Below are 22,797 nucleotides of genomic sequence, written 5' to 3' on the forward strand. Positions count from 1 at the left end.
GCCCGCGATCCTCAAGTCCGACAGACTCCCAGGTTTATACCGCGTCTTTGTGATCGTCGGGTTCGACCTCGGTCAAACCCAGTAGGGTTTGCGTCTGATCGACCGGTAGCGCTTCCACCTGCTTGAGCTGGCGCGTCATGGCGCGCGTACGGGTTTCCGCCTGGCCGATGGTATTGCTCGCTTCGTCGAGCTTCTTGCGCGTTTTTGCCAGAACGTCGCCGAATTTGGTGAATTCCGTTTTCACCGCACCGAGCACTTTCCACACCTCGGTGGAGCGTTGCTCCAGCGCCAGGGTGCGAAAACCCATGTGCAGGCTGTTGAGCAGGGCCAGCAGGGTGGTCGGCCCGGCGAGCATCACGCGGTACTCGCGCTGCAGCGCCTCGACCAGACCCGGACGACGCAGCGCCTCGGCATACAGACCCTCGGTGGGCAGGAACAGAATGCCGAAATCGCTGGTGTGCGGCGCGGCAATGTATTTGCTCTGGATGGTCTTGGCTTCCTCGCGCAGACGTAGTTCAAGCGCCTTAGAAGCGGCCTCGGCGGCGGGTTTGTCAGCCTGCTCCTGCGCGTCGAGCAAGCGCTCATAGTCTTCGCGGGGGAACTTGGCGTCGATCGGCAGCCAGACCGGGCCTTCGCCCTTGCCCGGCAGGCGAATGGCGTATTCCACCCGGGCGTTGCTGCCGGGCACGGTTTCCACGTTGACGCCGTATTGCTCGGGGGTGAACACCTGCTCGATCAGGCCGGCCAGTTGAATTTCGCCGAACACCCCGCGCGATTTCACATTGGTGAACACCCGCTGCAGGTCGCCCACGCCTTGCGCCAGGGTCTGCATTTCGCCCAGGCCACGGTGCACCAGTTCCAGCCGCTCGGCGACTTGCTTGAAGCTCTCGCCCAGCCGCTGCTCCAGTGTGGCGTGGAGTTTTTCGTCCACGGTGGCGCGCATCTGTTCAAGTTTTTTCTCGTTGTCGGCCTGCAGCTCGCGCAGGCGCAGTTCCACCGTGCCGCGCATTTCGTTCAGGTTCTTGTCGGTGGACTGGCGCAGCTCGGTGAGGCGCAACTCGGTGGACTCGCGCATGGCGGTCTGGCCCTGCTCGGCGCTCTGGCGCGCTTCGATCAAGCGCTGGTCGGTGGCCTTGCGCAAGGCGTCGAGGCGCTCGATGAGTTGGGCCTGCAACGATTGCAGGCTCTGGGTGTTGGTCTGGGTGAGATGGCCGACTTGCTGCACCAGGGTGTCGCCCACTGCTTTTTGCAGGCTTTGCAGTTGCAGGTTGACGGCGTCGAGCTGGGCGTTTTGCGTGCGCGTGCTCTCGCCCTGCTGGTTGAGCAGCATTTGCTGGAATTGCGCCAGTTGCCCGGCCTGCTCGGTGCGCAGGCTCTGGCCACTGGTCTGCACCGCGCCGCGCAGTTCGCGCTCCAGACGCCCCAGCTGAGGGGCAAGCTCCGCGCCGATTTCGCGCCGCAACTCGGCCAGACCGCGCAGACGCGACAACAGCGTCCAGGCCATGCCCAGCAGCATGAGCAACAACAGCGCAACGAGGAGGAGCAACACCAGTTCAAGAGACATGCAGGTTCAACCCGTAACGGGCGTGATGGGCGGCTGGCCTTGCAGCACCGCGACAAGGTTGTCCACCGCGAGTTGCGCCATCGCGCGGCGGGTGGGAATGCTGCTGCTGGCGATATGCGGCGTGAGCACCAGCCGCGGCGCGGCCAGCAGCGCGGGGTTGACGGCGGGCTCGCCCTCGAACACATCCAGCCCGGCGGCGCCCAGATGACCGCTGTGCAGGGCGTGGGCGAGCGCGGTTTCGTCCACTACGCCGCCGCGGGCGATGTTGACCAGCGTGGCGCCAGGCTGCATCTGCGCCAGCTCGGTCGCACCGATGAGGTGATAGGCGGCGGGGCTGTAGGGCAGCGCCAGCAGTACATGCCGACTTTCGCGCAGCAGCTCGGGCAGCTCGCGATAACTGGCGCGCAGATCGTCTTCGAGATGCGCGGCCAGCCGTTTGCGGTTGTGATAGAGCACGCGCATATTGAAGCCATGCGCCGCACGCCGCGCGATGGCCTGGCCGATGCGCCCCATGCCGACGATGCCCAGCGTGACGCCATGCACATCCGCGCCGGCGAACAGATCCACGCTCCATTTTTTCCACTGCCCCGCCCGCAGATAGCGCTCGGCCTCGCCCACCTGCCGGGCCGCGGCCAGCAGCAGGGCGAAGCCGAAATCAGCGGTGGTCTCGGTGAGCACGTCGGGCGCGTGGGTGACGATGACACCGCGCTCGGCGCAGGCGGCCAGATCGATGTGATCGACGCCCACGGTCATGGTGCTCACGACCAAGAGCTGCGGGCAGGCATCGAGCAAGGCCGCATCGATGCGCTCACTGCCGGTGATGAAAGCGCCGTGCTTGTCGGCCAGGCGCTGGCGCAGCGCCTCGGGCGTGGCGATGGCGTCGTCGGGCGTGGTTTCGACTTCGGCCACGGCACGCAGCGGCTCGATGACGTCGGGAAACACGGCACGCGCCACCAGCACGCGCAGCGGGCCGTCTGCAACAAGATTGCTCATCGGAAAAACACCACGGTCAGGAGAAGAAAGCACGGCATCAGAACGGCCAGCGACCAACCTATATAGCCAAAGAACGAGGGCATGCGCACGCCGCGATGCTCGGCGATGGCTTTGACCATGAAGTTGGGCGCGTTGCCGATATAAGTGACCGCGCCCATGAACACCGCCCCGGCCGAAATCGCCATCAGCGTGGTGACATGGGCCATGAGTTGCGCCGCGTCGCCCCCCGCCAGATTGAAAAACACCAGATAGGTCGGGGCGTTATCGAGAAAGGACGACAGCGCCCCGGTGAGCCAGAAGTACGCGGCCGCGATGGGCTGGCCCTGCGCATCGGAAGTAAGCGAGACCAGCCCGGCCAGCGCTCCGCCGCTGCCCGCCCGCAGGATGGCGATGACCGGAATGATGGTGAGAAAAATGCCGAGAAACAGCTTGCCCACCTCGATCATCGGCCCCCAGGTGAACTGGTTTTCATGCCGTGCCTGCCATGGCGTGGTGGCCAGCGACAACAGCGCCACGAGGACGAGCGCTGCGTCGCGCGTGAGGTTCTGCAGATCGAGACTCTGACCGAGGATCGTCACGGCGATGCCCGGTTTCCAAAAGCCGCTGTGCAGCACCGCGATGACGATGACCACCAGCCACAGCACATTCCACGCGCCAATGATGCCCAGCGGGCTGTCCGGCGTGGGGTCGATGGCCGGGCGCTCGGCCTCCTGGCTCCAGAACCAGCAGTCGAGCGCATAAAACACGGCCAACAGCAGGGCGCAGAGCAAAGCCGTGGGGGCCAGCAGGTGCTTGAGCGTCCAGAAAAAATCCACGCCCTTGAGAAAACCGAGAAATAGCGGCGGATCGCCCAGCGGGGTGAGCGCACCGCCGGCATTGGCCACCAGAAAGATGAAAAACACCAGCACATGCGCGTTGTGCCGACGGCCATCGTTGGCGCGAATGACCGGACGCACCATCAGCATCGCCGCCCCGGTGGTGCCCATGACGCTGGCCAGCACCGTGCCGATGGCCAGCAGCAGGGTGTTCTGCGCCGGGCTGCCGTGCAGATTGCCGCGTACCGCAATGCCGCCGCTCACGGTGTAGAGCGCGGTGAGCAGAATGACGAAGGGCAGGTACTCGTGCAACAGGGTGTGCAGCGCAGCGCTCCAAGTGGCCTGCACGCCGAAACTGAGGGCAAAGGGGATGAGAAACAGCGCAGCCCAGCCCGCCGCGATCTTGCCCTGATGGTGATGCCACACCTTCGCCGCAAACAAGGGCATGAGCGCGATGGACAACAACATGGCCGCGAAGGGCAGGCCCCACCACAGGCTGAGCGTCTCCGGGTCGGGGCCGGTCTGTACGGTGGCGGCCGATGCCAGACCTGGCAACAGGCTCAGCAGCACCGTGGCCGCAGCAGGGGTCTCACGCCGCATCGACGATCACCACATGCACGCGGTACGGCCCATGCGCACCGAGCACGATGGTTTGCTCGATATCGCCCGTGCGCGACGGCCCGGACACGGTGGACAGCGCCCGCGGCAATTCGCCCAGTTCGGCCCTGAGCAGCGCGTAGGCATCTTCCAGCGTGGCAACGATGCGGCTGGCCGGCACGATGGCGATATGCGTTTGCGGCAGCAGATGGGTGGACGACGGCGTGGCGGGCGAACTCGCCAGCACCAGCGAACCCGTCTCGGCCACCGCGCAAAAGCAGCCGGTGATGCCGAGCTTGTCTTCATCGCGCGGCGGACGGAACTCCAGGGTCACGCCCGCGTCGACCCAGGGCAGATCGGCCAGAGTTTCCCAGGCCACGCCCTGCACACCCAAGGCCTGCTCGCGCAGATAAGCCGCCACCGCGGGCGGCACGTCCTGCGCGCTGGTCACGCGGGCCACGCTGGTCTGCAGCGCCAGCGCCTGCGTGGTGAAACCCGCTATGCGGTCGGCAATCGTCGGCTGCGGCCCACGCACATGGCGGCCGATATCGACCTCGGCATCGGCCGCCTCGATGTCATGCAGCGCGGCCGGTCGCCCCTGACGGGCACGAATCTGCGCCAGGATCGCGGCGCGGGCGGTGTCGGTATTCATGCGGGAGATTCTAGGAGGCCAACCCCGCGCTTGCCCCTGTCGTTAACTCCAACAGACAGTTTGTTACCAATACTGACCGACTGTCATGTGACGGGTTTCTATGCTCAGCGTCGCCTATCACAAAAAAATCGTCTCGGAGACACTATGCATACCCCACACCAACAAGGCTCACGATTACAGCGCAATGCGCTGGGTCTGCCGCAAATCGTGGCATCCACGCTGGCCAATATCGCGCCAGCCATGAGTTTCTATTTCGGATTCGGCACCATTGTTCAGGGTGCAGGCGTGGCGGCGCCGCTAACCATCATCGCCGCAATGGTGGTCGTGCTCTTCCTCACAAATACGCTGGCCGAGTTCTCGAAGTACCGGCCCAGCGCCGGGTCGTTTGTCACTTTTATCGGCATGGGCTTCGGTCCCGTTGCGGGTGCTGCGGCGTCGGTTTTTGTCGTGTTCGGTTATGTCATCGGGGCATCTGCCGTTGTTGTGATTTCCGGCGGTTGGGCGCATGACACCTTGCAGACTTTTCTCGGCATCAATGTGCCCTGGCAAATTCTGAGCGTCGCATCAGCGCTCATCGTTGGGTTCCTAGTGTCCAGAGGTATCGGTTTATCGACGAGGTGGGCGGCGGGTTTCTTCTATTTTGAGCTTGTCTTGCTGCTGATTGGCGCCGTCATCATGCTGGTTAAAAACGCGCAGTGGATCAACCTGTCGCCGTTTTCATGGTCGCAACTTGCCGGCGGCTTCAAGGGCCTCAGCCTGGGTTTCCCTTTGGCCATCTATCTATTCATCGGCTGGGAAAACTCGGCCATGCTGGCCGAGGAAACAAAAGATCCCCGGAGCAATGTTCCGCGAGCATTGCGCTCTGCCACTTTGGCCATCGGAGCACTCTATGCATTTCTGGCCTATGCCACCGAGATCGGCTTTCATCACAACGTAAAAGCCATCAGTGCGTCATCAATCCCCTTTGTCGATGCGCTCAAAGCCTCTGCCGCTGCACTGCTCATCGTGGCCTATCTCGCGGGCATCAGCAGCATCTTTTCATCTTTGATCGGGCTGACCAACTCTCAAGCGCGCATTCTGTTCAATTCGGGGCGCGAAGGCTTGCTGCCCAAATTTTTCGGGCGCGTCCACCAAAAACACCAAACGCCCCATATCGCCATGTGGACCTTCATCGCCATTGCCGTGTTGATTGTTGCGGTCTACGGCAGGCACATCAAACCCGTGGATCTGTTCGGCTATGCCGCCACACTGGGGACGATTCCCATCATCCTCACTTACCTGATTACCAACCTCGCCTTGCCGGTCTACATGCGAAAACACCACCGCGCGGAATTCCAGTTGACCAAACATCTCATTCTGCCGATTCTGGGAACCTTGCTGATGCTGATGCCCTTGTGGGGACTGGTGGAGCCCGGACAGCCGGAACCATTCAACCTCTTCCCCTACGTCGCCCTCGCTGTCTTGGCGCTGTCGGTGATCTACGGATTGATTCTGACCAAGAGTAATCCGCACCTTGCGCAGACCATCGGCAGCTTTATCGCAGACGAATAAAACACCGCACCCAAGCGAAGTCTTTAACTGGAGTCACCCGTCTTCCCCATCATGCTCGACCAGTTGGTCGGCGGGGATCTGGAAGACTTCACGTAGATAGGCCAGATACGCCGGGTCGTCGCACATATTCTTGCCCGGCGCGTCGCTGACCTTGGCGACGGGCTGGCCGTTGCAGCGGGTCATTTTGAGCACCATCTGCGGCGCTTCAAAGCCGAGGTCGTGCATGAGGTTGGTGCCGATGCCGAAGGCCAGGCCGACGCGCTGGTGAAACTGCCGGTAAAGCGCGATGACCTTGGGAATGGTGAGCATGTCGCTGAACACCAGGGTCTTGGTGCGGGGATCGACGCGGTGCTTGGCATAGTGCGCAATCATCTGTTCGCCCCAGGAGAAGGGATCGCCCGAGTCGTGCCGGGCGCCGTCGAACAGCTTGCAGAAATACAGATCGAAGTCGCGCAGGAAGGCTTGCAGACCATACACATCGGCCAGGGCGATGCCCAGGTCGCCGCGGTATTCCTTGGCCCACGTCTCGAAGGCGAACACCTGGGTGTCGCGCAGGCGCGGGCCCAGCGCCTGGCAGGCCTGCAGGTATTCGTGCGCCATGGTGCCCAGCGGGGTAAGGCCCATATCTTTGGCGAGCAGCACATTGCTGGTTCCTGCAAGCTGGGGGCCGAGGCCGCTATGCAGCCGCCCGAGCACCTGGGCCTGCCAGCGCCGCGAGTAGCGGCGGCGGGTGCCGTAGTCGGCGATGCGGCAGTCTTGCAGCTCCGGGGTATGGAGCAAGGCAATCTTGTCGGCAAGACGCGCCAGGCCCGCGTGCTGGTCGGCATCGGCATGGGCGTGGCGGGCGTACACCTCGCTGACGATGGCGAGCACCGGCACTTCGAACAGAATGGTGTGCAGCCAGGGGCCTTGAATGGCGATGTCGATCTCGCCGCGTTCGCGTGCAGCCGGGTCGGCAGCGGGCGTGGCGCGGATGCGCTGGCGGTTAAGGCGGAACAGCGCAAGGAAATCGACAAAATCGCTCTTGATGAAACGCAGGCTGCGCAGGTAGTCGAGTTCGTCGGGTTTGAATTGCAGGGTGCAGAGGGCGTCGAGTTCGGCGTTGATCTCGCCCAGCCGCGACACCAGATCGACCCCGGGCGTGCGGCATTTGAAGCGGTACTCCACCTGCGCGCCGGGAAAGTGATGCAGCACCACCTGCATCATGGTGAACTTGTAGAGGTCGGTGTCGAGCAGGGATTCGATGATCATGGGTTGGACGAGTTGCGGCGCTGGCGTGACAGCGCCTTGGCCCAAAGCAGGCGCAGCACGGCGCGTTCGCGCTGGTCTTGCGTGGCATCGGTGCGCACGCGGCGCGCCCGGTCGAGCAGTTCGAGTCCGAGGCGTGCCTGGGCTTCGAGCGCGCCGTCGCGCACGGTGAGATCGAGCGGGCGTCCGGCGCCGGGCAGGTTGTCGAGCTTGCCCTCCTGCACGGCTTGGGCAATGCGGGTTTCGCCGATGAAGGCCAGCGCGTTCATGCGTCGTGGAACCGGGTGAATTCAGCCACCGGCGCGCGCTCGGTGACCAGGGTGTTTTCGATGGCCGCAGGATCGGCCCAGCCCAGCGACATGCCGCAGACGACTTGCTGCGTTGCGGCGTCGAGCTTCAATTCGTCTTCGATGAGGCGGTGAAACTGGGTGAACGCGGCCTGCGGGCAGGTGTCGAGACCGCGGCCGCGCGCCGCCACCATGATGTTCTGCAAAAACATGCCGTAGTCGAGCCAGCTGCCCTGCTCCATCACCCGGTCGATGGTGAAAATCAGCCCGACCGGCGCGTCGAAAAACCGGTAGTTGCGACCATGCTGGGCGTGCATGGCGGGCTTGTCGCCCTTGGCGATGCCCAGCAGACCGTACAAGTCCCAGCCGACCTTGCGGCGGCGGTCGATGTAGGGCGAACGCCATTCGCGCGGATAGTAGGCGTATTCCTCGGTGTGCTGCGCGGCCTGTGCCGGATCGTCATACGCCGCCAGGATGCGAGCGGACAGCCGCGCGAGCGCCGCGCCCGTGAGCACATGCACTTGCCAGGGCTGGGTGTTGGTGCCCGACGGCGCGCGCGCGGCCACTTGCAGGATGGCCTCGATCGTTTCGCGCGGCACCGGCGTGGGCAGAAAGCGGCGGATGGAACGGCGCGAAGTAATCGCGCCATCCACTGCGGACTGCGTCTCTGGCGCGGGGGGCTTTTGTTCTGCCGAGGCGATGGGAAGGCGATGGGTCATGGCTGAAGCGAATGCGGTCATTCAGCGCCAGTCTATCCCCCCGAATCGAAGCCCTGCGCGACACCGGGTTTGGGGGTGGGCAAGCCGCACGGGTCGCCCCATCATTCGCAAAGTCCAAACGTGAAAAAACGTAACACCTCTGCGGATTCCTCACATGAAACGCATCGCCCTGTTCGCCGACGGCACCTGGAGCAAGCCCGACCAGAACGACGGTAACGCGCCCACGCCGACCAATGTGGTCAAGCTCTCGGTCGCCGTCGCGCCGCAAGACAGTCATGGCATCGATCAGGTGGTGTTCTACCAAAAAGGTCTGGGCGAACAGGGCGGCCTGTGGGACAAGATCACCGGGGGCGCGTTTGGCCTGGGGATCTCGGCCAATATCCGCGAGCTTTACCTGTTTCTGGTGCAGAACTATCACCCAGGCGACCAGATCTTTCTGTTCGGTTACAGCCGCGGCGCGTACACGGTGCGCAGCGTGGGCGGGCTGATTCGCAATTGCGGCATTCTGCGTCCGCAGCATGTCGGCCGCGTGGGCGAGGCCTACGCACTCTATCGCGACCGTTCGCCCGACAGCCACCCCAACTCGCCGCAATCCGTCGCCTTTCGCGAGGCCTACGCCTGGCCGGACGCGCCCATCGAACTCATCGGCGTCTGGGATACGGTAGGCGCCCTGGGCATACCCGTCACCCCGCTGCGCTTCTGGACCAAACCTCTGTACGAGTTTCACGACGTGGCGCTGAGCAGCCATGTGCGTTACGGCTATCAAGCACTGGCGCTGGACGAGCGCCGCAAGCCTTTCGTGCCGACGCTTTGGCAGAAGCAAAGCCACGCCACCGATCAGGTGGTGGAGCAGGCCTGGTTTCCGGGCGTGCATGGCGATGTGGGCGGAGGGCAAACGCTCACCGGCCTTTCTGACGGTGCGCTGCTATGGATGGCCGACCGGGCGCAACGCTGCGGTCTGGCGCTCGACCCGGCCCTGCTTCCTCCACATGGCGACCCCGCCGCGCAAATGGGCGACACCCTGACGCTGTTCTACCGCCTGCTGGGCCAGCGCGAACGCCAGCCGGGACAGGCCAACCCCGCCGGTCACGAGGGCGTGCATACCTCCACCCTCAGCCGACACTCCACCCTGCCCGACTATCGCCCCCCCGCGCTGGAGCGTTTTCTCGCCATGCGGCCAGTGACTTACTTGCCCTGAGCGGCCGCGGCAGAAGCAGCAGACGCAGCAGCGGGCGCTTGCGGTGCCGTTGTTGGCGATGTGGTCGGCGCAGCGGTCGACACTCCGGCTGGTGCGCTTGCAGTGGCCTGACCTGAAGCCAGGCCGAGCGTAAGCACCACGTCCTTTTCCTGATCTTTCTCGTAGCCCTTGTCGGCCATCTTGCCCGCCGTCTCTTCTGCGGCCTTGATCGCAGTCCCCGTCTGCACCCGCGTCGCAGGCAAGGCCTTGGGGCCGGTGGTCAGCGCAGTGACCACGGCCCTGGCCCGCGCCTGCGCCAGCGCGCCGAGAGCCGACTGGGGAATCACTACCGCCTTGGCCAACTGCGCCAGGATGGCGTGCAGCAAAGCCTGCTCCGGCTGATCGGTTTTGGGCAGCGATTTTTTCAGCGCGTCGAGTGCGCTGGTCGGGTGCTGGTCGAGGTAGAGCGCGGTGATGGCATTGCGGGTACGGGCATTGCCCAGATCGAGCGGGCCCGGGCTGACATCGGGCGGCACGGTCACGCCCAGCTTGAGCAGCACCTGACGGCGCACCGCGGCCTGCTGCAGCGCGGCGGTGTCGCGCGCGACATCGAGCGTGGGCGGCACCTGCAATTCCAGCCGCGGCCGCTTGCGCAGCGCCTCGGCGATATGCAGCAGCTTTTCACGCTCGGGCGGCGCCAGCACTGCGCTGCCGGGGGCGAAAGCCACGTTCTGCGGCGTTTGCTCGCCCCCGCCGCCGAACAGTGCGCCCAGCGCGCGGAACGGCGCGGTGACGATCTTGGTGAGCACGTTGACGATGGCCTGCCAGATGATGCCGCCGTAGCTGAACTTGGGGTTGTTCAGGTCGCCATGCACCGGCAGGTCGAGGTCGATCACGCCGTCGCTGTTTTCCAGCACGGCGATGGCCAGATCGAGCGGCAGGTTCATCGCGCCGGGGCTGTCGACATGCGGGCCCAGCTTGAGGCGGGTGATGGTGAACTGGTTGTTGCCCTGCATCTGCGCCTTGACGATCTTGTACTGCAGCTTGGCATCGAGCCGCCCCGATTCGATGGTGCGCCCGGCAAACTTGCCCGAGTAGGGCGAAACCGAGGCCATGTTCAGGTTGCGGAAATCCAGCGTGACGTCGGTGTTCTGGGTGGCGCGAAAGGGCTGCAACTGCCCCCGCACCTTGGCCGAGCCGTAGTCGTTGACCTGGCCGTCGAGTTCGATCTGGGCGCTGCTGTCGGGCGCGTCTGACAGACCGTTGATCACCCCGGAGAGCTTTTGCATGCGCACCCGGAAGTCGGGCTTGATGGACTGATCGGTGAAGTCCACGTCGGCATTTTCGATGGCGGTGCGATCGATGCGCAGCGCCAGCGGCAAGGGTTTTTCCGCACTGTTGCCCACAGCGGCAGGCGGCGGGCTCTGGGCGGGTTTGCGCGTGAGCAGGATGGCCTGCACATTGAGCGTGCGGTCGGGGTTGATGACGATGCGACCATAGGGCTCCACCGCCTGCAGCGCGTTGATGCTGACCGACAGCGGCGCGCTATCGACGCTCAGCCCGGTGGCCGCCAGCTTGCGCCAGCCCAGAAACGGCGTGCGCCCTTCGGGCTCGACCAGCGCGAGGTTGTCGATCTGCGCACGGCCGTCGTAGCTCACCTTCGGCACGCTGCCCTGGCCCTTGCCCAGCTTCACGGTGCCGTCGGCCGAGACCGTTCCACTGGTGAGCAGCAGCCGCACATAAGGCGCCAGCAGACTGCCGTAGGGGGTGAGCGCAAGCTGCTGAAGTTGCACCTGCAGCGAACCGGCCAGCGGCTGCGGGGCCACTTGACCGCGGGCGCTGAACTGCCCGCCCTGCTTGAGCGCGAAGCGCACTTGCAGCGCTACGGGTTTGCGCAAATCCAGGCTGAGGTTGCGGGCGCTGGCCTGGCCCTGCATCACGTCCAGACGGATGGGAGCGGAAGTCTGGCGATCTTCGACCTGAGCCGAGAAGTCGCGCAGAGCAAGGCTTTTGAGTTGCAGATCGGGCAGCTTGGCAGCCGGGTTTGGTGCGGCAGGCTTGGCGGGTCGCGGCGCTGCGGAGGCGCGAGTAGCGGACGCGGGCACAAAGGCCTGCGCCCAGTTCAGGCCGTTCTGCGCCAGAGTCACCTCGGTATTGAAGCCGTCCACTTGCAGGGCTCCGGCGCGAATATGGGCCACGCCGGAGGAGGGCAGACTGATTTCGCTGGAGCCGAGTTGCAGGCTTTTCCACCGCGCCAGCGCTTGGCGGGCGCTGTCGAGCTGCATCGCGCCGAGTTGCAGTTGCAGGTCTTTGGCCTGAACCTGCGCCGGGCTGCCCGCAGGCAGCACCACCTTGGCCGCGGAGTTCATCTTGAGGTCGCTGAGCTGCAGTTGCAGCGGCGCCTTGAAGCTCTGGTCGGTGTAATCCAGCGCCCGCACCCGGGTGGCGACGCGCTGCACTTCCAGAGTCCAGGCGGAGACGGGCTGAACAGCGGGCCGAGCGGCTGATGCCGACGCTGAAGTGGGCACTGAGGTGGGAACTGAAGCGGGCGGGCTCGGCGGCTTCGACGCTTTGGAAGCGCTCATGGCCTGCAGCAGATCGATCTGCCCGTTCGCCAGACGTTTGAGTTGAACACGCGCCGCGTCGAGCTGGACGGCGCCGAGTTGCACGCGGTGCTGGGCCAGATCGGCCTGCACCGCATCGACCTGCAGCAAGGGCAGCGACAGCCACGGAGTCGCTTGCGCAGCCTCTGCGCGCAACTGGCTGTTCTGCAGGGTGATTTGCGGCAGTTGCAGGGTGCGCTGGGCCAGATCGACCGTGCCCGGCTGCGTCTGCAGGCTACCCGCCTGCAGTGCGGCCTGGCCGATCTGCCCGCTGATGTCTTGCACTCGCAGCGGCCCGAAACCTGCGTGTTGCCGACCCCAGTCGAGCTGTGCACCTTGCAGTTGCGCGGTGTGGAACTGCAGCTGATTGCGGCCCGAAGTGGCGCTCAGCCCGTCCAGCGACAAAGACTGCATCGACACGGTGCGTTTGGCGCCGTCGATTTTTGCCCGATCCAGTTTCAGGTTTTGCCACTGCACGGCGGCGGCGCCCGCCCGCGCGGCCAAGGTCTGAATTTGAGCGCCGAGGTCATTGATCGCCCACAGCCAGCCTTGCTGCCCCTGCACCGCGCTGTAGGCCGCATGAATCGACGCCGTGCCCGAGGTGATCTGCAAGGTGCTCGATAGATTCGGCACGGCCCGCGCCGCGGCCGCCAGGTCGAGCCCGGTGAGTTCCGCCTGCCCGCCGGACACCAGCGGATTGACGCCCACATAGCCCTTCCAGCGCAGCGTGGCCTTCTGCTCGGGCAGCACCAGACTGATGGCGTATTGCCCGCGCGCCTTGGGCAGAGTGGACAGATCGCTGACCTGCACGTTCAAAGGCGTCAACTGCGTGGCATAGGGATGGGGGCGGTTGGCATCGGCGTAGCGCAGCGTGCCGCCTGCGATCTGCAACTGCTCGATCACCACGCGCGGGAGGGTGTCGGAAGGTTTGGCCGGTTTGGGGCCGCGCTGCAGGGCGCGCACCAGAGCGTCCCAGTTCATCGCGCCGCCTTGCGCAATGGCCACATTCACCTGAGGCTGATCGATGCGGATTTGATGAAACGTCCACGCCCAGCGAAACAGGCTCACCGGGGCGAAATCGACGAACAGCTTGCCAAACCCCGCCAGCGGCGCCCCTTGCGGCGTGCTCAGTTGCAGCTGATCCACCGTGAGATTCAGGTGCAGGGGGTCGAACGCCACCTTGCCCACCGTGGCCCGGCTGTCGAGCTGCGACTGCGCCAGCCTGGGGATGTAGTGCTCGGCCAGCGGCCCGACCGCAAGGTAGCCAAAAGCCACGTAAAACACGAACAGGCCCGCCACAATGAGCACCGGCAGGCTGAGCAGCACGCGGCGCAGTCGCCTCCAGACGGACGAAGCAGTGGCAGACATCAAAACCTCGCGAAAGATTGGATGCACTGCATTATGGCTCCACCCCGCGGCGCGCCGCCGCTTCGGCCGATACCATCAGGGTCTGTTGCGCTTGCCGCCAATCCACCCGAACCCATGACCGACTCGACCCCCGCTTATGTTCAGTACGTAGGCGCCGCCCTGTTTGCCATTGCGGTGATCCATACCTTTTCCACCAAATTCTTCGAGGGCCTGGCGCACCGCCAGCCCGCGCACGCCGGGCTGTGGCATCTGCTCGGCGAGGTCGAGGTGGTGTTTGGGTTTTGGGCCATGGTGCTCATGGTGTTTTTGTTCGCCACGCTGGGGCAGCATGAAGCGGTGGGCTACATCGACTCGCGCGATTTCACCGAGCCGCTGTTCGTCTTCGCCATCATGGTGGTCGCAGGCACCCGGCCCATTCTTCAGGCTGCGGGCGACATCGTCAACGGGCTGGAACGCGCCCTTCCCCTGCCGGGCGCGATCATGTTTTACCTGCTTCTGCTGGTGCTCGTACCGCTGCTGGGTTCGTTCATCACCGAACCGGCAGCCATGACCTTGGCCGCCCTGTTGCTGCGCGACCGCATTTTTCGCGCCGAAGTGTCGCTGCGGCTCAAATACCTCACCCTGGGGGTGCTGTTCGTCAACGTATCCATCGGCGGCACGCTCACCCATTTCGCCGCGCCGCCGGTGCTCATGGTGGCCTCGACCTGGCAGTGGGATCTGGGCTTCATGTTCACCCATTTCGGCTGGAAAGCCGCCATCGCGGTGGCCATCAACGCCGTGGGCGCCACCCTGATGTTCCGCCGCGAACTGGCCGGTCTGGCGCGACCGGCTGCGGTGGATACGCCCGACCCCACACAGCAACGCGCGCCGCTGAGCGTCATCGGCATCCACCTGTTGTTTCTGGTGGCCGTCGTGGTGTTCGCCCATCACCCGGCGGTGTTCATTCCCCTGCTGCTGTTTTTCGTCGGTTTTGCCACCGCCTACGCGCGCTATCAAGACGCCCTGATGCTCAAGGAAGGCATGCTGGTGGGCTTCTTTCTGGGCGGGCTGGTGGTGCTGGGCGGCCTGCAGCAATGGTGGCTGCAACCGCTGCTCACCCGCATGGATGCGACGGCGGTATTTTTCGGCGCCACGACGCTGACGGCCATCACCGACAACGCGGCGCTGACCTACCTCGGCTCGCTGGTGCAGGGCCTGAGCCCCGAATTCAAATACGCGCTGGTGGCGGGGGCAGTCAGCGGCGGCGGCCTCACGGTCATCGCCAACGCCCCCAATCCGGCCGGCATCGCCCTGCTGCGCAGCTGTTTTGACGAAGGGGCGGTGCAGCCGCTGGGCCTGTTGGCCGCCGCCCTACTGCCCACCGCGGTAGCGATGGGCTGCTTCTGGCTGCTGTGATCCATTTTTCCAAACGCTTTTCTACCCTATGAACACTCCCACCCTCCCTGACTCTGCAACTCACACCGTCGCTTTTCTCGGCCTGGGCGTCATGGGCGACCCGATGGCCGGGCATCTGGCCCGCGCCGGGCACCGCGTGACTGTTTACAACCGCACCGCGAGCAAGGCGCACGACTGGGTGCGCCGCAACGGCGGGCATTCAGCGGCGACACCGCGCGAAGCCGCGGCGGGGGCCGACTTCGTGTTCTCCTGCGTCGGCAACGATGACGACCTGCGCGCCGTGACCCTCGGCCCGGACGGCGCTTTCGCCGGCATGCAGCCCGGCGCGGTGTTCATCGACCACACCACGACCTCGGCCGATGTCGCCCGCGAGCTGGGCCTTGCGGCGCGCGAACGCGGCCTGTTTTTTCTCGACGCCCCCGTCTCGGGCGGGCAGGCCGGTGCGCAGAACGGCACACTCACCGTGATGTGCGGCGGCGAGGCCCAGGCGTTCGAGCGGGCGGAGCCGGTGATTGCCGCGTTCGCCCGCGCGGTCACCCGTCTGGGCGACAACGGCGCCGGGCAGCTTTGCAAGATGGTGAACCAGATCGCCATCGCCGGCGTGGTGCAAAGCCTGGCGGAGGCCATCGCCTTCGGCGAGCACGCCGGGCTGGATCTGTCCACGGTGCTGCAGGTGATCGGCAAAGGTGCGGCGCAGAGCTGGCAGATGGACAACCGCGGCCCGACCATGATCGAAGGCCGCTACGACTTCGGTTTTGCCGTCGATCTGATGCGCAAAGACTTCGGTCTGTGTCTGCAGGAGGCCCGCCACAACGGCGCGCGGCTGCCGGTCCTTGCCCTGGTCGATCAGTTCTATGCCGATGTGCAGGCGGCAGGCGGCGGGCGGCTCGACACCTCGTCGCTGCTCAAGCGGCTGCGTGATAAAAGCAACTGAAACTGCGGCGCCACAAAAGACAAAGACGACAAAGGCCACCCGAGTGTGGCCTTTGCTTTTACCGACAACGATTATTTGGCCGTGTAGCGCGCAGCGCTGGCGGTGATTTCGGCCCGCGCGGCATCAATCCCGGCCCAGCCTTCGGTCTTCACCCACTTGCCCGCTTCGAGGTCTTTGTAGTGGTTGAAAAAATGCTCGATCTGCTTGAGCAGTTCGGGCGGCAGGTCTTCGGGCTTCTGGATGTGGCGGTACTGCGGCAGCAGTTTTTCCACCGGCACGGCGATGAGCTTGGCGTCCACCCCGGCTTCGTCGGTCATTTTCAGCATGCCGATGGGGCGGCAACGCACCACGCAGCCATGCACCAGCGGAATGGTGGTGACCACGAGCACGTCCACCGGGTCGCCGTCTTCCGACAGGGTCTGCGGAATGTAGCCATAGTTGCACGGGTAGTGCATCGCGGTGGACATGAAGCGATCGACGAACAGCGTCCCGCTGGCCTTGTCCACCTCGTACTTCACCGGCGGAGCGTGCGCGGGAATCTCGATCACTACGTTGAAGTCGTCAGGCAGGCTTTTGCCCGCAGGCACATCGCGCAAACTCATAATCAGTCCTTGGGTTAAGAGAGAGAGGTAGAAAAAATTTAGGCAGGATTATTGCCGCGTGGCTCGGGCGGCGGTGCGTTTTCCTTTTGCGGGTTGCGCATGTCCTGCAACTGCTGTTCGCTGATGATGTTGAACATGGTCACGACCTTCGACACGCCCGTGGTGTCACGTGCGATCTGCACGGCGCGGTCGGCCTCGCGCTGCGTGACAATGCCCATGAGATAGACCACGCTATTGGACGTGGTCACCTTGAACGCATTGCCAAAAATATCGCGGGCGTCGATCAGGCGGGCACGCACCTTGGTGGTGATGAGGGTGTCGGTGGCGCTGCGGTTAAGGTCGGCCACAGGCCCGATGTCGATTTCGTTGAGCACGGCCTTGACATTGGGCACGCCCTTGACGATCTCTTCGGCCTTCTGTTTGTCAGCCTCGTTGGGAACCTGGCCGACCAGCAGCACCTGCTGGTTGTAGCTCACGGCGCGCACATTGACACCGGCGCCCAGGGCGGAAGAAATGCGGTTGTCCGCCTTGAGCTCAATGGTGTTGTCTTCGAGGATGGAGCCCGCCGTGCGTCGGTCGGTTGCCACATACGCGGTTGTGCCCACCGCGCCCAAGCCCAGAACGAAGCAGCCCTGCAACTGCGTGGCCGCGAGCACGACGGTCAGCAGACTGGCCGCGCGCCACAAACCGCGCGAACGGCGCACGGCGCTCGCCGCAGAAGCCGATTTGGAACAAATATCCACGTTCATCTGTGTCATGCTAGAGACTCCGGTTCACCCATCAGCACCCAGTCTAAGCCATCGCAAAGGCAATGCAATGTCAACAGATGCACCTCCTGGATGCGGGCGGTACGGTCGTTGGGCACGGCGATATGCACATCCGCTTCGCGCAGCAGGCCGGCCACCCGGCCGCCGGTGCGCCCGGTCAGCGCCAGCACGCTCATCTCTCTGGCCTGCGCGGCCCGCACCGCTTCGACGATGCTCGACGAATTGCCGCTGGTGCTGAACGCCACCAGCACGTCGCCGGGCAGGCCCAGCGCCCGCACCTGCTTGGCGAACACATGGTCGAAACCGTAATCGTTCGCCACGGCGGTGAGGGTGGAGGTGTCGGTGGTGAGGGCGATGGCGGCCAGCTCGGGGCGCTCGCGCTCGAAGCGGCCGACCAGTTCCGCGGCCAGATGCTGACTATCGGCGGCCGATCCGCCGTTGCCGCAGATCAGAATCTTGTGCCCATTCGACACCGCCGTCGCCAGCACATCGACGGCGCGCGCGATCGGCCCGGTCAGCGCCTCGGCCGCCTGATACTTCAGATCGGCGCTGTCGAAAAAATGCTGCTGGATACGCTGCTCTAGCATGATGTGACTGAGAGACAAAAGGGCGATGTTAGTCGGGGTCGAGTGCCTGCGCGGCCCGCGTGTTGTCCTGCCTGCGTCGTCACTCTTCTGCCGAAAACGCACCGGGCAGCCACTCCAGCTTGCCCGCTTCCAGCGCAACCACATCGAAACGGCACGTCGGCTCCTCGACCAGACGCGCCAGATAGTGACGCGCGGCCAGCACAATACGGCGGCGTTTGTGCGCATCGACACTGCCCGCCGCCCCGCCATACGCCGCCGCGTTGCTGCGGGCGCGCACCTCGACAAAGACCAGCGTGCCGTCGGCCGCGCGCATGATCAGGTCGATCTCGCCGCCCCGCACCCGATAATTGCGCTCGACCAGCCGCAAGCCGCGGGCCTGCAGCTCGGCGCAGGCCCGCGCTTCTGCCGACTGCCCCAGACGGCGCGCCGCGCGCTGCTTCCACATTTGCAACATGCCCGCCATGTCCACTCCCCTCCAAACCGCACTGGAATTCTGCGCCCAGCAGGATTTTCCGCCCGCGCTCTACATGGTGGCCGCGCCCATCGGCAACCTGGCCGACATCAGCCTGCGCGCGCTGGCCGTACTGCACCATGCCGACCGCATCGCGGCGGAAGACACCCGGATGGCGCAGCGTCTGCTCGAAGCCTACGGGCTGCGCAAACCCACGCTGCGCTGCGACCGGCACCGCGAGGCGCAGGCCGCGCAGCACATCGTCGCCGCGGTGGCCGCGGGCGAGCGCGTGGCTTTTGTCAGCGACGCGGGCACGCCGGGCATCAGCGATCCGGGCAGCCGCATCGCCGCGGCCGCTCATGCCGCCGGGCTGCGGGTAATGCCCCTGCCGGGCGCCAGCGCGGTGACGACGGCGCTCAGCGCCAGCGGCCTCGATCTGCACTCGGGTTATTGCTTCGCGGGCTTCGCGCCCGAAAAGGCCGTGGCGCTGCGCGCCTTTCTGCAGGCCGCGCTACAGGCTTCGCGGGTGACGGTGTTTTTCGAAGCCCCGCACCGGCTGCGCGACTGCCTGCTCACCTTGCTGGAGCTGGACGCGCAAGCGCAACTCGTCCTCGCCAAAGAGTTGAGCAAACAGTTCGAAACCCTGCTGCCCTGCACGCCGCAAGCCGCGCTCGACTGGCTCGATGCCGATCCCCGGCGGGCGCAGGGCGAATTCGTGCTGCTGCTGCAGCCGCGCGCGGCCGTGGCGGAACTCGACACCCGAGCCATCGCCCTGCTGCAGCGGCTGGCGCAGGAGTTGCCCGCCTCACGCGCGGCGGCGGTGGCGGCCGACCTCACCGGGCTGAAGCGCGATACGCTCTACCGCTGGCTACTCGATCAAAAACAGGGCTGATAAACGGGCTGATCGGGCGCCCCGCCTCACACCGGCGCCGGGGCTTCACCCGTCCAGATTTCCACCCGGTTGCGTCCGGCTTGTTTGGCGCGGTAGAGCGCCTGGTCGGCGCGGTCGAGCAATTCGTCGGCGTCCATCAGGGTGGACGTGGGAAGGAACTCGGCAATGCCGATGCTGGTGGTCAGCGTCAAGCCATCAGGCGCGCTCGAGGGCAGGCAGCTGGCTTCCTGAATGGACAGCCGCAGGCGCTGCGCCACATCGAACGCGACCTGCCGGGTGGTCTGCGGCAGCAGAATGGCAAACTCATCGCCCCCCAGCCGTCCACACAGATCGGGCCCGCGCAACTGCTGCATGCAGGTTTGCGCAAAACAGCGAATGACAGCGTCGCCCACCTGATGGCCGAAGCGGTCGTTGATCTGTTTGAAACGGTCGATGTCCAGCGCCAGCACCACGAACGGGCTGCCCTCACGCTGCGCGCGGCGCAGCTCCAGTGCGGCGCGGGCCAGAAAGTAGCGGCGGTTCGGAATGCCGGTGAGCGTGTCGGTGTAGGCCAGATTGCGCAATTCGCTTTCGCGCGCCTTGGCCTCGGTGATGTCCTTGAAGGCGAAGATCAGCGCGTCGTCGTCGCGGTAACGCCCTCGGGTGACCGACAGCAGCAGCCAGACCTCGGTGCCGTCGAACCGACGGAATTGGGCCTCCACGCCGCGCACGATGCCGCCTTCGCGTTGCAGCCGAGCCAGCAGTTGATCGCGATCGACCGAGTCGCCCCAAAGAGGCCGCATCGACTGCCCGGCGTGCTCCGCATACGAGCCGCGGAACAGGCTGTCGGCGGCCTTGTTGGAAAACAGCAGCGCCGCGTCGCTGGTGCGGGTGATGACCAGCGGCACCGGCGACTCTTCCGCGAGGAAGCGAAAACGCTGCTCGTCTTCGCTGAGTTGCTGCTGCAACTGCTTGATGGCGGTGATGTCCTGCATGCTGGTGACCACGCCCACGATCTGGCGGCTGACCGCGTCGCGCACCAGCGCCTTGTTCAGAATCCACACCGTGGGCTCATGATCGGGATGCAGATAAGGCGCTTCGCGCGTGACCTGCAGGCTGCCGGAGAGCAACTCGCTGTCCATGTCTTCCCAAATGCGGCCCAGCGTCGTGCCGAGAATCTGCGTCCCGGTGCGGCCGTGAATTTCCGGGCCGCTGAGCCCGACGAGCAGGTTGAAGGCGACGTTCACCCGGGTGAATCGCCCCTGCGGATCGCTGAACGCCACCGGGTTGGGCAGGGCGTTGAGCAGCGATTCCTGAAACCGCAACTGCGCCTGTGTGGTGGCCTGGCTGATCTGCAGCGCGGCGGTGCGACGGTTGACCTTTTTTTCCAGCGTGGCATTGATGTCGCGCACCTGTTTGAGTGCCACGGTGCGCTCGTTGGCCAGCAATCCGGCGAGCAGCATGGCGCTGGCGAACGCCAGCAGAATGATCTGCATGGACATGAAGCGATCGCTGCCCAGCATGCTGTACATCGGGCCATGCTGCAGCACGGTCGCCGTCACGATCAGCAGGCTGATGACCGCGCTCAAGGCGGCGGAAACCGCCAGCGGCAAGCGCATCGCTGACCACAGCAGCGGCAACATGACTAGGCTCGCCAGCCCGATGGGCAGCGCGCTCTGGCCGACTGGCATGAGATAGACCAGCAGAGTGCCGATCACCGCGAGCGCCGGCAGCCACACCATTTCCCCGTTGAACGCCGCCCGCAAGGTCTGCAGCGACGCCCGGCGCAGCAGTTCGGCGGCGGGGGTGAGCACCACGATGCTGGCCATATCGGTCACCCACCATTGCACGCCCAGATCAGGCGAAACGGGGGTCTGGCCAAAACCGAAGGTGGCCGCAGCAGCGGCCCCCACGGTCGCCGAGACCCCCGCGCCGATTACGCCCATGGCGCCGATGAACCAGAGACCGTCGGCCGTCGTCTCGAAACCCTGCCAGCGCGCGCGTCGCCGCAGCAGCCACAGACCGAGCAGCGGCCCGAGGACGTCGCCCGCCGCGATCAAGGCACTGGCCTGCAGTCCCCAGCCCAACAGCATGTAGTCGCTCACCCAGGACGCGAGTGCGATGGCCGGCACCATCGACGGCCCGCGCGCAATCAGGCCGAAGGCCGCCACGGCGGCCGAAGGCCACAGAATGAGCTCGCTCGACCGCACCCCGAGCACCAGCCAGGCCACCAGGATGTAACACGCAGCGAGGCCTACTGACCAGAACAGCCAGCGAATCACGGAGCGGGTGGACACGGAGCACATGAGGGCGTTGCAGAGCAGGGTCAGTGAGTCAAAGTTTCAGGGCTGAAAACGACATTTCATGAAGAGAAAAACATCCCAAAAAATCGGTCGATGATTGTCAGCAAAGAACCAAACTTGTTGACAATCCAGACAAACTGGAGAAATCAACGAAAGATAAGCATTATTCCTGCACCAGATTCGCAGACTGCTCTAGCTTGACTGGATTCTCTGGAAGTTGCGCCGCCCTGTCCGTGAAATCCGTCACGTTGTCGGCCCGTAGCCTCTCACGCAGCGCTAAGAATTGTTGAAAATTGCGCACTGCTTCACGAACTCAGCACCGTAAGCGCGGCGTTTCTCTGGCTGTTTCTTTTACTGAACCCTCTCCCATGTCTCCACTGCCCGACCCCGAACCGTCCTTCTCGTCGCCTGCGATGCAGCGTCGTTTACTGCTGAGGGCCGCGGCAGGTACGCTTTTGTTCAGCCCGTGGCTGAAAGCCGCCCAGGCGCGAGCCGCAGTCAATCTGGCCGCGACGCCCATCGGCCGCATGGATCTGCCTTGGTGGCGCAAGCGCTTTGAAGCGTCGCTGCAACAGGTGCGCCGCAGCCAGCCAGAACTCGTCTGGCTGGGCGACTCCATCACCCAGAACTGGGAGCGCAGCAGCCCGCAGCCCTGGGCCGACTACCAGACCATCTGGCAACGCGAATACGGACGCTACCAGCCGCTCAATCTCGGCTTCATCGGCGATACCACCTCCAGTGTGTTGTGGCGACTCGATCACGGGCAGGTGCAGGGGCTGTCTCCGAAGGTCTGCATTCTGCTGATCGGCGCCAACAATCTGGGGCGGCCGCACTGGGGCGCACACCTGACCGTGTTGGGCATCGAGGCGGTGGTGGACAAGGTGCACCAGTTGCTGCCGCACACCGCGGTGCTGCTGCTCGGCGTGCTGCCCAGCAAGCGCTCGGCCTGGATCAGCGCCGAAACCCTCAAGATCAACGCCGCGCTGGCACAGCGTTATGCCCACAGCTCCTTTGTGACCTTCCTGAATGTCGGCCATGTGCTGCTCAATGCCCAAGGCCAGCCCGATCCCGCGCTCTATCTCGAAGGGCACGAGACGCATCAAACCGTGCTGCTCCACCCGGATGCGCAAGGCATGGAACGTATCGCCCAGGCGATCGCGCCCACGCTGGACAAACTCATGACAGACGCGCCGGACCGTCCCAAGAGTCCATAGTGCCCAGAACAGAGAACCGAGCGAAGCGAAGGGTTTCGGGGTGGGCTGGTGGCTCGCTGAACCGGCCTTCCTGCCCGCAGGCAAAGCGGCTTTTGCTGT

At 64.9% G+C, this 22,797-nt stretch carries 19 protein-coding genes; 6 read left to right on the plus strand and 13 right to left on the minus strand.

From position 1 onward, the window contains the following. Window positions 1–34 precede the first annotated feature (34 nt). From rmuC to B3H47_RS13520, 4 genes are read right to left on the minus strand one after another with little or no spacing between them, the layout of a single operon-like run. A complete protein-coding gene (rmuC, locus tag B3H47_RS13505; RefSeq protein WP_276708178.1) occupies window positions 35–1,564 on the minus strand; it encodes a DNA recombination protein RmuC in 1,530 nt (509 codons plus the stop codon). Between the two features lie 6 nt (window positions 1,565–1,570). Further along, window positions 1,571–2,557, minus strand: coding sequence for a 2-hydroxyacid dehydrogenase (locus tag B3H47_RS13510; protein ID WP_276708179.1), 987 nt, complete (start codon window positions 2,555–2,557; stop codon window positions 1,571–1,573). Next, window positions 2,554–3,972, minus strand: a complete 1,419-nt coding sequence (locus B3H47_RS13515) for a sodium:proton antiporter (RefSeq protein ID WP_276708180.1) — start codon at window positions 3,970–3,972, stop codon at window positions 2,554–2,556. The genes B3H47_RS13510 and B3H47_RS13515 overlap by 4 nt, the downstream gene beginning before the upstream one ends. After that, complete coding sequence (locus B3H47_RS13520; protein ID WP_276708181.1) at window positions 3,962–4,621, minus strand: LutC/YkgG family protein; 660 nt, start codon at window positions 4,619–4,621, stop codon at window positions 3,962–3,964. Before B3H47_RS13520 ends, B3H47_RS13515 begins: the two co-directional genes overlap by 11 nt. Before the next feature lie 144 nt (window positions 4,622–4,765). Between B3H47_RS13520 and B3H47_RS13525 the strand changes: the two genes are divergently transcribed. Beyond that, the gene (locus tag B3H47_RS13525) at window positions 4,766–6,172 is read left to right on the plus strand and encodes an APC family permease (protein WP_276708182.1); all 1,407 of its coding nucleotides are present in this window, start codon (window positions 4,766–4,768) and stop codon (window positions 6,170–6,172) included. 33 nt (window positions 6,173–6,205) lie between these two features. Here B3H47_RS13525 and pncB read toward each other — a convergent pair whose 3' ends face one another. Genes pncB through B3H47_RS13540 form a run of 3 tightly spaced genes read right to left on the minus strand, consistent with a single transcriptional unit; the run spans window position 6,206 to window position 8,426 of the window. Further along, complete coding sequence (gene pncB, locus B3H47_RS13530) at window positions 6,206–7,423, minus strand: nicotinate phosphoribosyltransferase (RefSeq protein ID WP_156054316.1); 1,218 nt, start codon at window positions 7,421–7,423, stop codon at window positions 6,206–6,208. Then, window positions 7,420–7,689: a DnaJ family domain-containing protein gene (locus B3H47_RS13535; RefSeq protein WP_286987529.1), complete on the minus strand. Its 270-nt coding sequence runs from the start codon at window positions 7,687–7,689 to the stop codon at window positions 7,420–7,422. Before B3H47_RS13535 ends, pncB begins: the two co-directional genes overlap by 4 nt. Next, complete coding sequence (locus B3H47_RS13540) at window positions 7,686–8,426, minus strand: nitroreductase (RefSeq protein ID WP_286987531.1); 741 nt, start codon at window positions 8,424–8,426, stop codon at window positions 7,686–7,688. Before B3H47_RS13540 ends, B3H47_RS13535 begins: the two co-directional genes overlap by 4 nt. 154 nt (window positions 8,427–8,580) lie before the next feature. On the opposite strand from B3H47_RS13540, the gene B3H47_RS13545 reads away from it, so the two are divergent. Continuing rightward, window positions 8,581–9,624 carry a DUF2235 domain-containing protein gene (locus B3H47_RS13545; protein ID WP_286987533.1) on the plus strand — a complete coding sequence of 348 codons (1,044 nt, stop codon included), beginning with the start codon at window positions 8,581–8,583 and terminating at the stop codon, window positions 9,622–9,624. Here B3H47_RS13545 and B3H47_RS13550 read toward each other — a convergent pair. Beyond that, the gene (locus tag B3H47_RS13550; protein WP_286987534.1) at window positions 9,612–13,574 is read right to left on the minus strand and encodes a DUF748 domain-containing protein; all 3,963 of its coding nucleotides are present in this window, start codon (window positions 13,572–13,574) and stop codon (window positions 9,612–9,614) included. The two genes, B3H47_RS13545 and B3H47_RS13550, sit on opposite strands and share 13 nt — an antisense overlap. Before the next feature lie 114 nt (window positions 13,575–13,688). Here B3H47_RS13550 and B3H47_RS13555 point away from each other — a divergent pair, with 114 nt between their 5' ends. After that, a complete protein-coding gene (locus tag B3H47_RS13555; RefSeq protein ID WP_286987535.1) occupies window positions 13,689–14,969 on the plus strand; it encodes a putative Na+/H+ antiporter in 1,281 nt (426 codons plus the stop codon). Between the two features lie 28 nt (window positions 14,970–14,997). Continuing rightward, window positions 14,998–15,903, plus strand: a complete 906-nt coding sequence (locus B3H47_RS13560; protein WP_286987536.1) for an NAD(P)-dependent oxidoreductase — start codon at window positions 14,998–15,000, stop codon at window positions 15,901–15,903. 71 nt (window positions 15,904–15,974) lie between these two features. On the opposite strand, the gene ppa is transcribed toward B3H47_RS13560, so the two are convergent. The 4 genes from ppa to B3H47_RS13580 all read right to left on the minus strand — a co-directional run bounded on the left by ppa (window position 15,975) and on the right by B3H47_RS13580 (window position 18,313). After that, entirely contained in the window at window positions 15,975–16,505 is a 531-nt protein-coding gene (ppa, locus tag B3H47_RS13565; protein ID WP_013104665.1) for an inorganic diphosphatase, read from the minus strand. A 38-nt stretch (window positions 16,506–16,543) separates the two neighbouring features. Then, window positions 16,544–17,263 carry a BON domain-containing protein gene (locus B3H47_RS13570; RefSeq protein WP_286987538.1) on the minus strand — a complete coding sequence of 240 codons (720 nt, stop codon included), beginning with the start codon at window positions 17,261–17,263 and terminating at the stop codon, window positions 16,544–16,546. Then, window positions 17,260–17,859 (minus strand): phosphoheptose isomerase, encoded by a 600-nt coding sequence (locus B3H47_RS13575; RefSeq protein WP_013104663.1) that lies wholly within the window; start codon window positions 17,857–17,859, stop codon window positions 17,260–17,262. The genes B3H47_RS13570 and B3H47_RS13575 overlap by 4 nt, the downstream gene beginning before the upstream one ends. 79 nt (window positions 17,860–17,938) lie before the next feature. Further along, on the minus strand, window positions 17,939–18,313 hold the full coding sequence (locus B3H47_RS13580) for a YraN family protein (RefSeq protein WP_276708224.1): 375 nt from the start codon (window positions 18,311–18,313) through the stop codon (window positions 17,939–17,941). Between the two features lie 7 nt (window positions 18,314–18,320). Here B3H47_RS13580 and rsmI point away from each other — a divergent pair, with 7 nt between their 5' ends. Beyond that, a complete protein-coding gene (gene rsmI, locus B3H47_RS13585; RefSeq protein ID WP_276708203.1) occupies window positions 18,321–19,202 on the plus strand; it encodes a 16S rRNA (cytidine(1402)-2'-O)-methyltransferase in 882 nt (293 codons plus the stop codon). Window positions 19,203–19,228: 26 nt separating this feature from the next. On the opposite strand, the gene B3H47_RS13590 is transcribed toward rsmI, so the two are convergent. After that, the gene (locus tag B3H47_RS13590) at window positions 19,229–21,487 is read right to left on the minus strand and encodes a sensor domain-containing diguanylate cyclase (RefSeq protein WP_286987540.1); all 2,259 of its coding nucleotides are present in this window, start codon (window positions 21,485–21,487) and stop codon (window positions 19,229–19,231) included. A 365-nt stretch (window positions 21,488–21,852) separates the two neighbouring features. Between B3H47_RS13590 and B3H47_RS13595 the strand changes: the two genes are divergently transcribed. Beyond that, window positions 21,853–22,698 carry a GDSL-type esterase/lipase family protein gene (locus B3H47_RS13595; protein ID WP_286987541.1) on the plus strand — a complete coding sequence of 282 codons (846 nt, stop codon included), beginning with the start codon at window positions 21,853–21,855 and terminating at the stop codon, window positions 22,696–22,698. Window positions 22,699–22,797 lie beyond the last annotated feature (99 nt).

This window comes from Thiomonas sp. UBA7699, from assembly GCF_002482605.1.
Classification (GTDB): Bacteria; Pseudomonadota; Gammaproteobacteria; order Burkholderiales; family Burkholderiaceae_C; genus Thiomonas; species Thiomonas arsenitoxydans.

Bases quoted from the DNA above. Each gene is read 5' to 3' on its own strand.
- rmuC (WP_276708178.1), bottom strand. From the start codon at position 1,564: ATGTCTCTTGAACTGGTGTTGCTCCTCCTCGTTGCGCTGTTGTTGCTC.
- B3H47_RS13510 (WP_276708179.1), bottom strand. From the start codon at position 2,557: ATGAGCAATCTTGTTGCAGACGGCCCGCTGCGCGTGCTGGTGGCGCGT.
- B3H47_RS13515 (WP_276708180.1), bottom strand. From the start codon at position 3,972: ATGCGGCGTGAGACCCCTGCTGCGGCCACGGTGCTGCTGAGCCTGTTG.
- B3H47_RS13520 (WP_276708181.1), bottom strand. From the start codon at position 4,621: ATGAATACCGACACCGCCCGCGCCGCGATCCTGGCGCAGATTCGTGCC.
- B3H47_RS13525 (WP_276708182.1), top strand. From the start codon at position 4,766: ATGCATACCCCACACCAACAAGGCTCACGATTACAGCGCAATGCGCTG.
- pncB (WP_156054316.1), bottom strand. From the start codon at position 7,423: ATGATCATCGAATCCCTGCTCGACACCGACCTCTACAAGTTCACCATG.
- B3H47_RS13535 (WP_286987529.1), bottom strand. From the start codon at position 7,689: ATGAACGCGCTGGCCTTCATCGGCGAAACCCGCATTGCCCAAGCCGTG.
- B3H47_RS13540 (WP_286987531.1), bottom strand. From the start codon at position 8,426: ATGACCCATCGCCTTCCCATCGCCTCGGCAGAACAAAAGCCCCCCGCG.
- B3H47_RS13545 (WP_286987533.1), top strand. From the start codon at position 8,581: ATGAAACGCATCGCCCTGTTCGCCGACGGCACCTGGAGCAAGCCCGAC.
- B3H47_RS13550 (WP_286987534.1), bottom strand. From the start codon at position 13,574: ATGTCTGCCACTGCTTCGTCCGTCTGGAGGCGACTGCGCCGCGTGCTG.
- B3H47_RS13555 (WP_286987535.1), top strand. From the start codon at position 13,689: ATGACCGACTCGACCCCCGCTTATGTTCAGTACGTAGGCGCCGCCCTG.
- B3H47_RS13560 (WP_286987536.1), top strand. From the start codon at position 14,998: ATGAACACTCCCACCCTCCCTGACTCTGCAACTCACACCGTCGCTTTT.
- ppa (WP_013104665.1), bottom strand. From the start codon at position 16,505: ATGAGTTTGCGCGATGTGCCTGCGGGCAAAAGCCTGCCTGACGACTTC.
- B3H47_RS13570 (WP_286987538.1), bottom strand. From the start codon at position 17,263: ATGACACAGATGAACGTGGATATTTGTTCCAAATCGGCTTCTGCGGCG.
- B3H47_RS13575 (WP_013104663.1), bottom strand. From the start codon at position 17,859: ATGCTAGAGCAGCGTATCCAGCAGCATTTTTTCGACAGCGCCGATCTG.
- B3H47_RS13580 (WP_276708224.1), bottom strand. From the start codon at position 18,313: ATGTTGCAAATGTGGAAGCAGCGCGCGGCGCGCCGTCTGGGGCAGTCG.
- rsmI (WP_276708203.1), top strand. From the start codon at position 18,321: ATGTCCACTCCCCTCCAAACCGCACTGGAATTCTGCGCCCAGCAGGAT.
- B3H47_RS13590 (WP_286987540.1), bottom strand. From the start codon at position 21,487: ATGTGCTCCGTGTCCACCCGCTCCGTGATTCGCTGGCTGTTCTGGTCA.
- B3H47_RS13595 (WP_286987541.1), top strand. From the start codon at position 21,853: ATGTCTCCACTGCCCGACCCCGAACCGTCCTTCTCGTCGCCTGCGATG.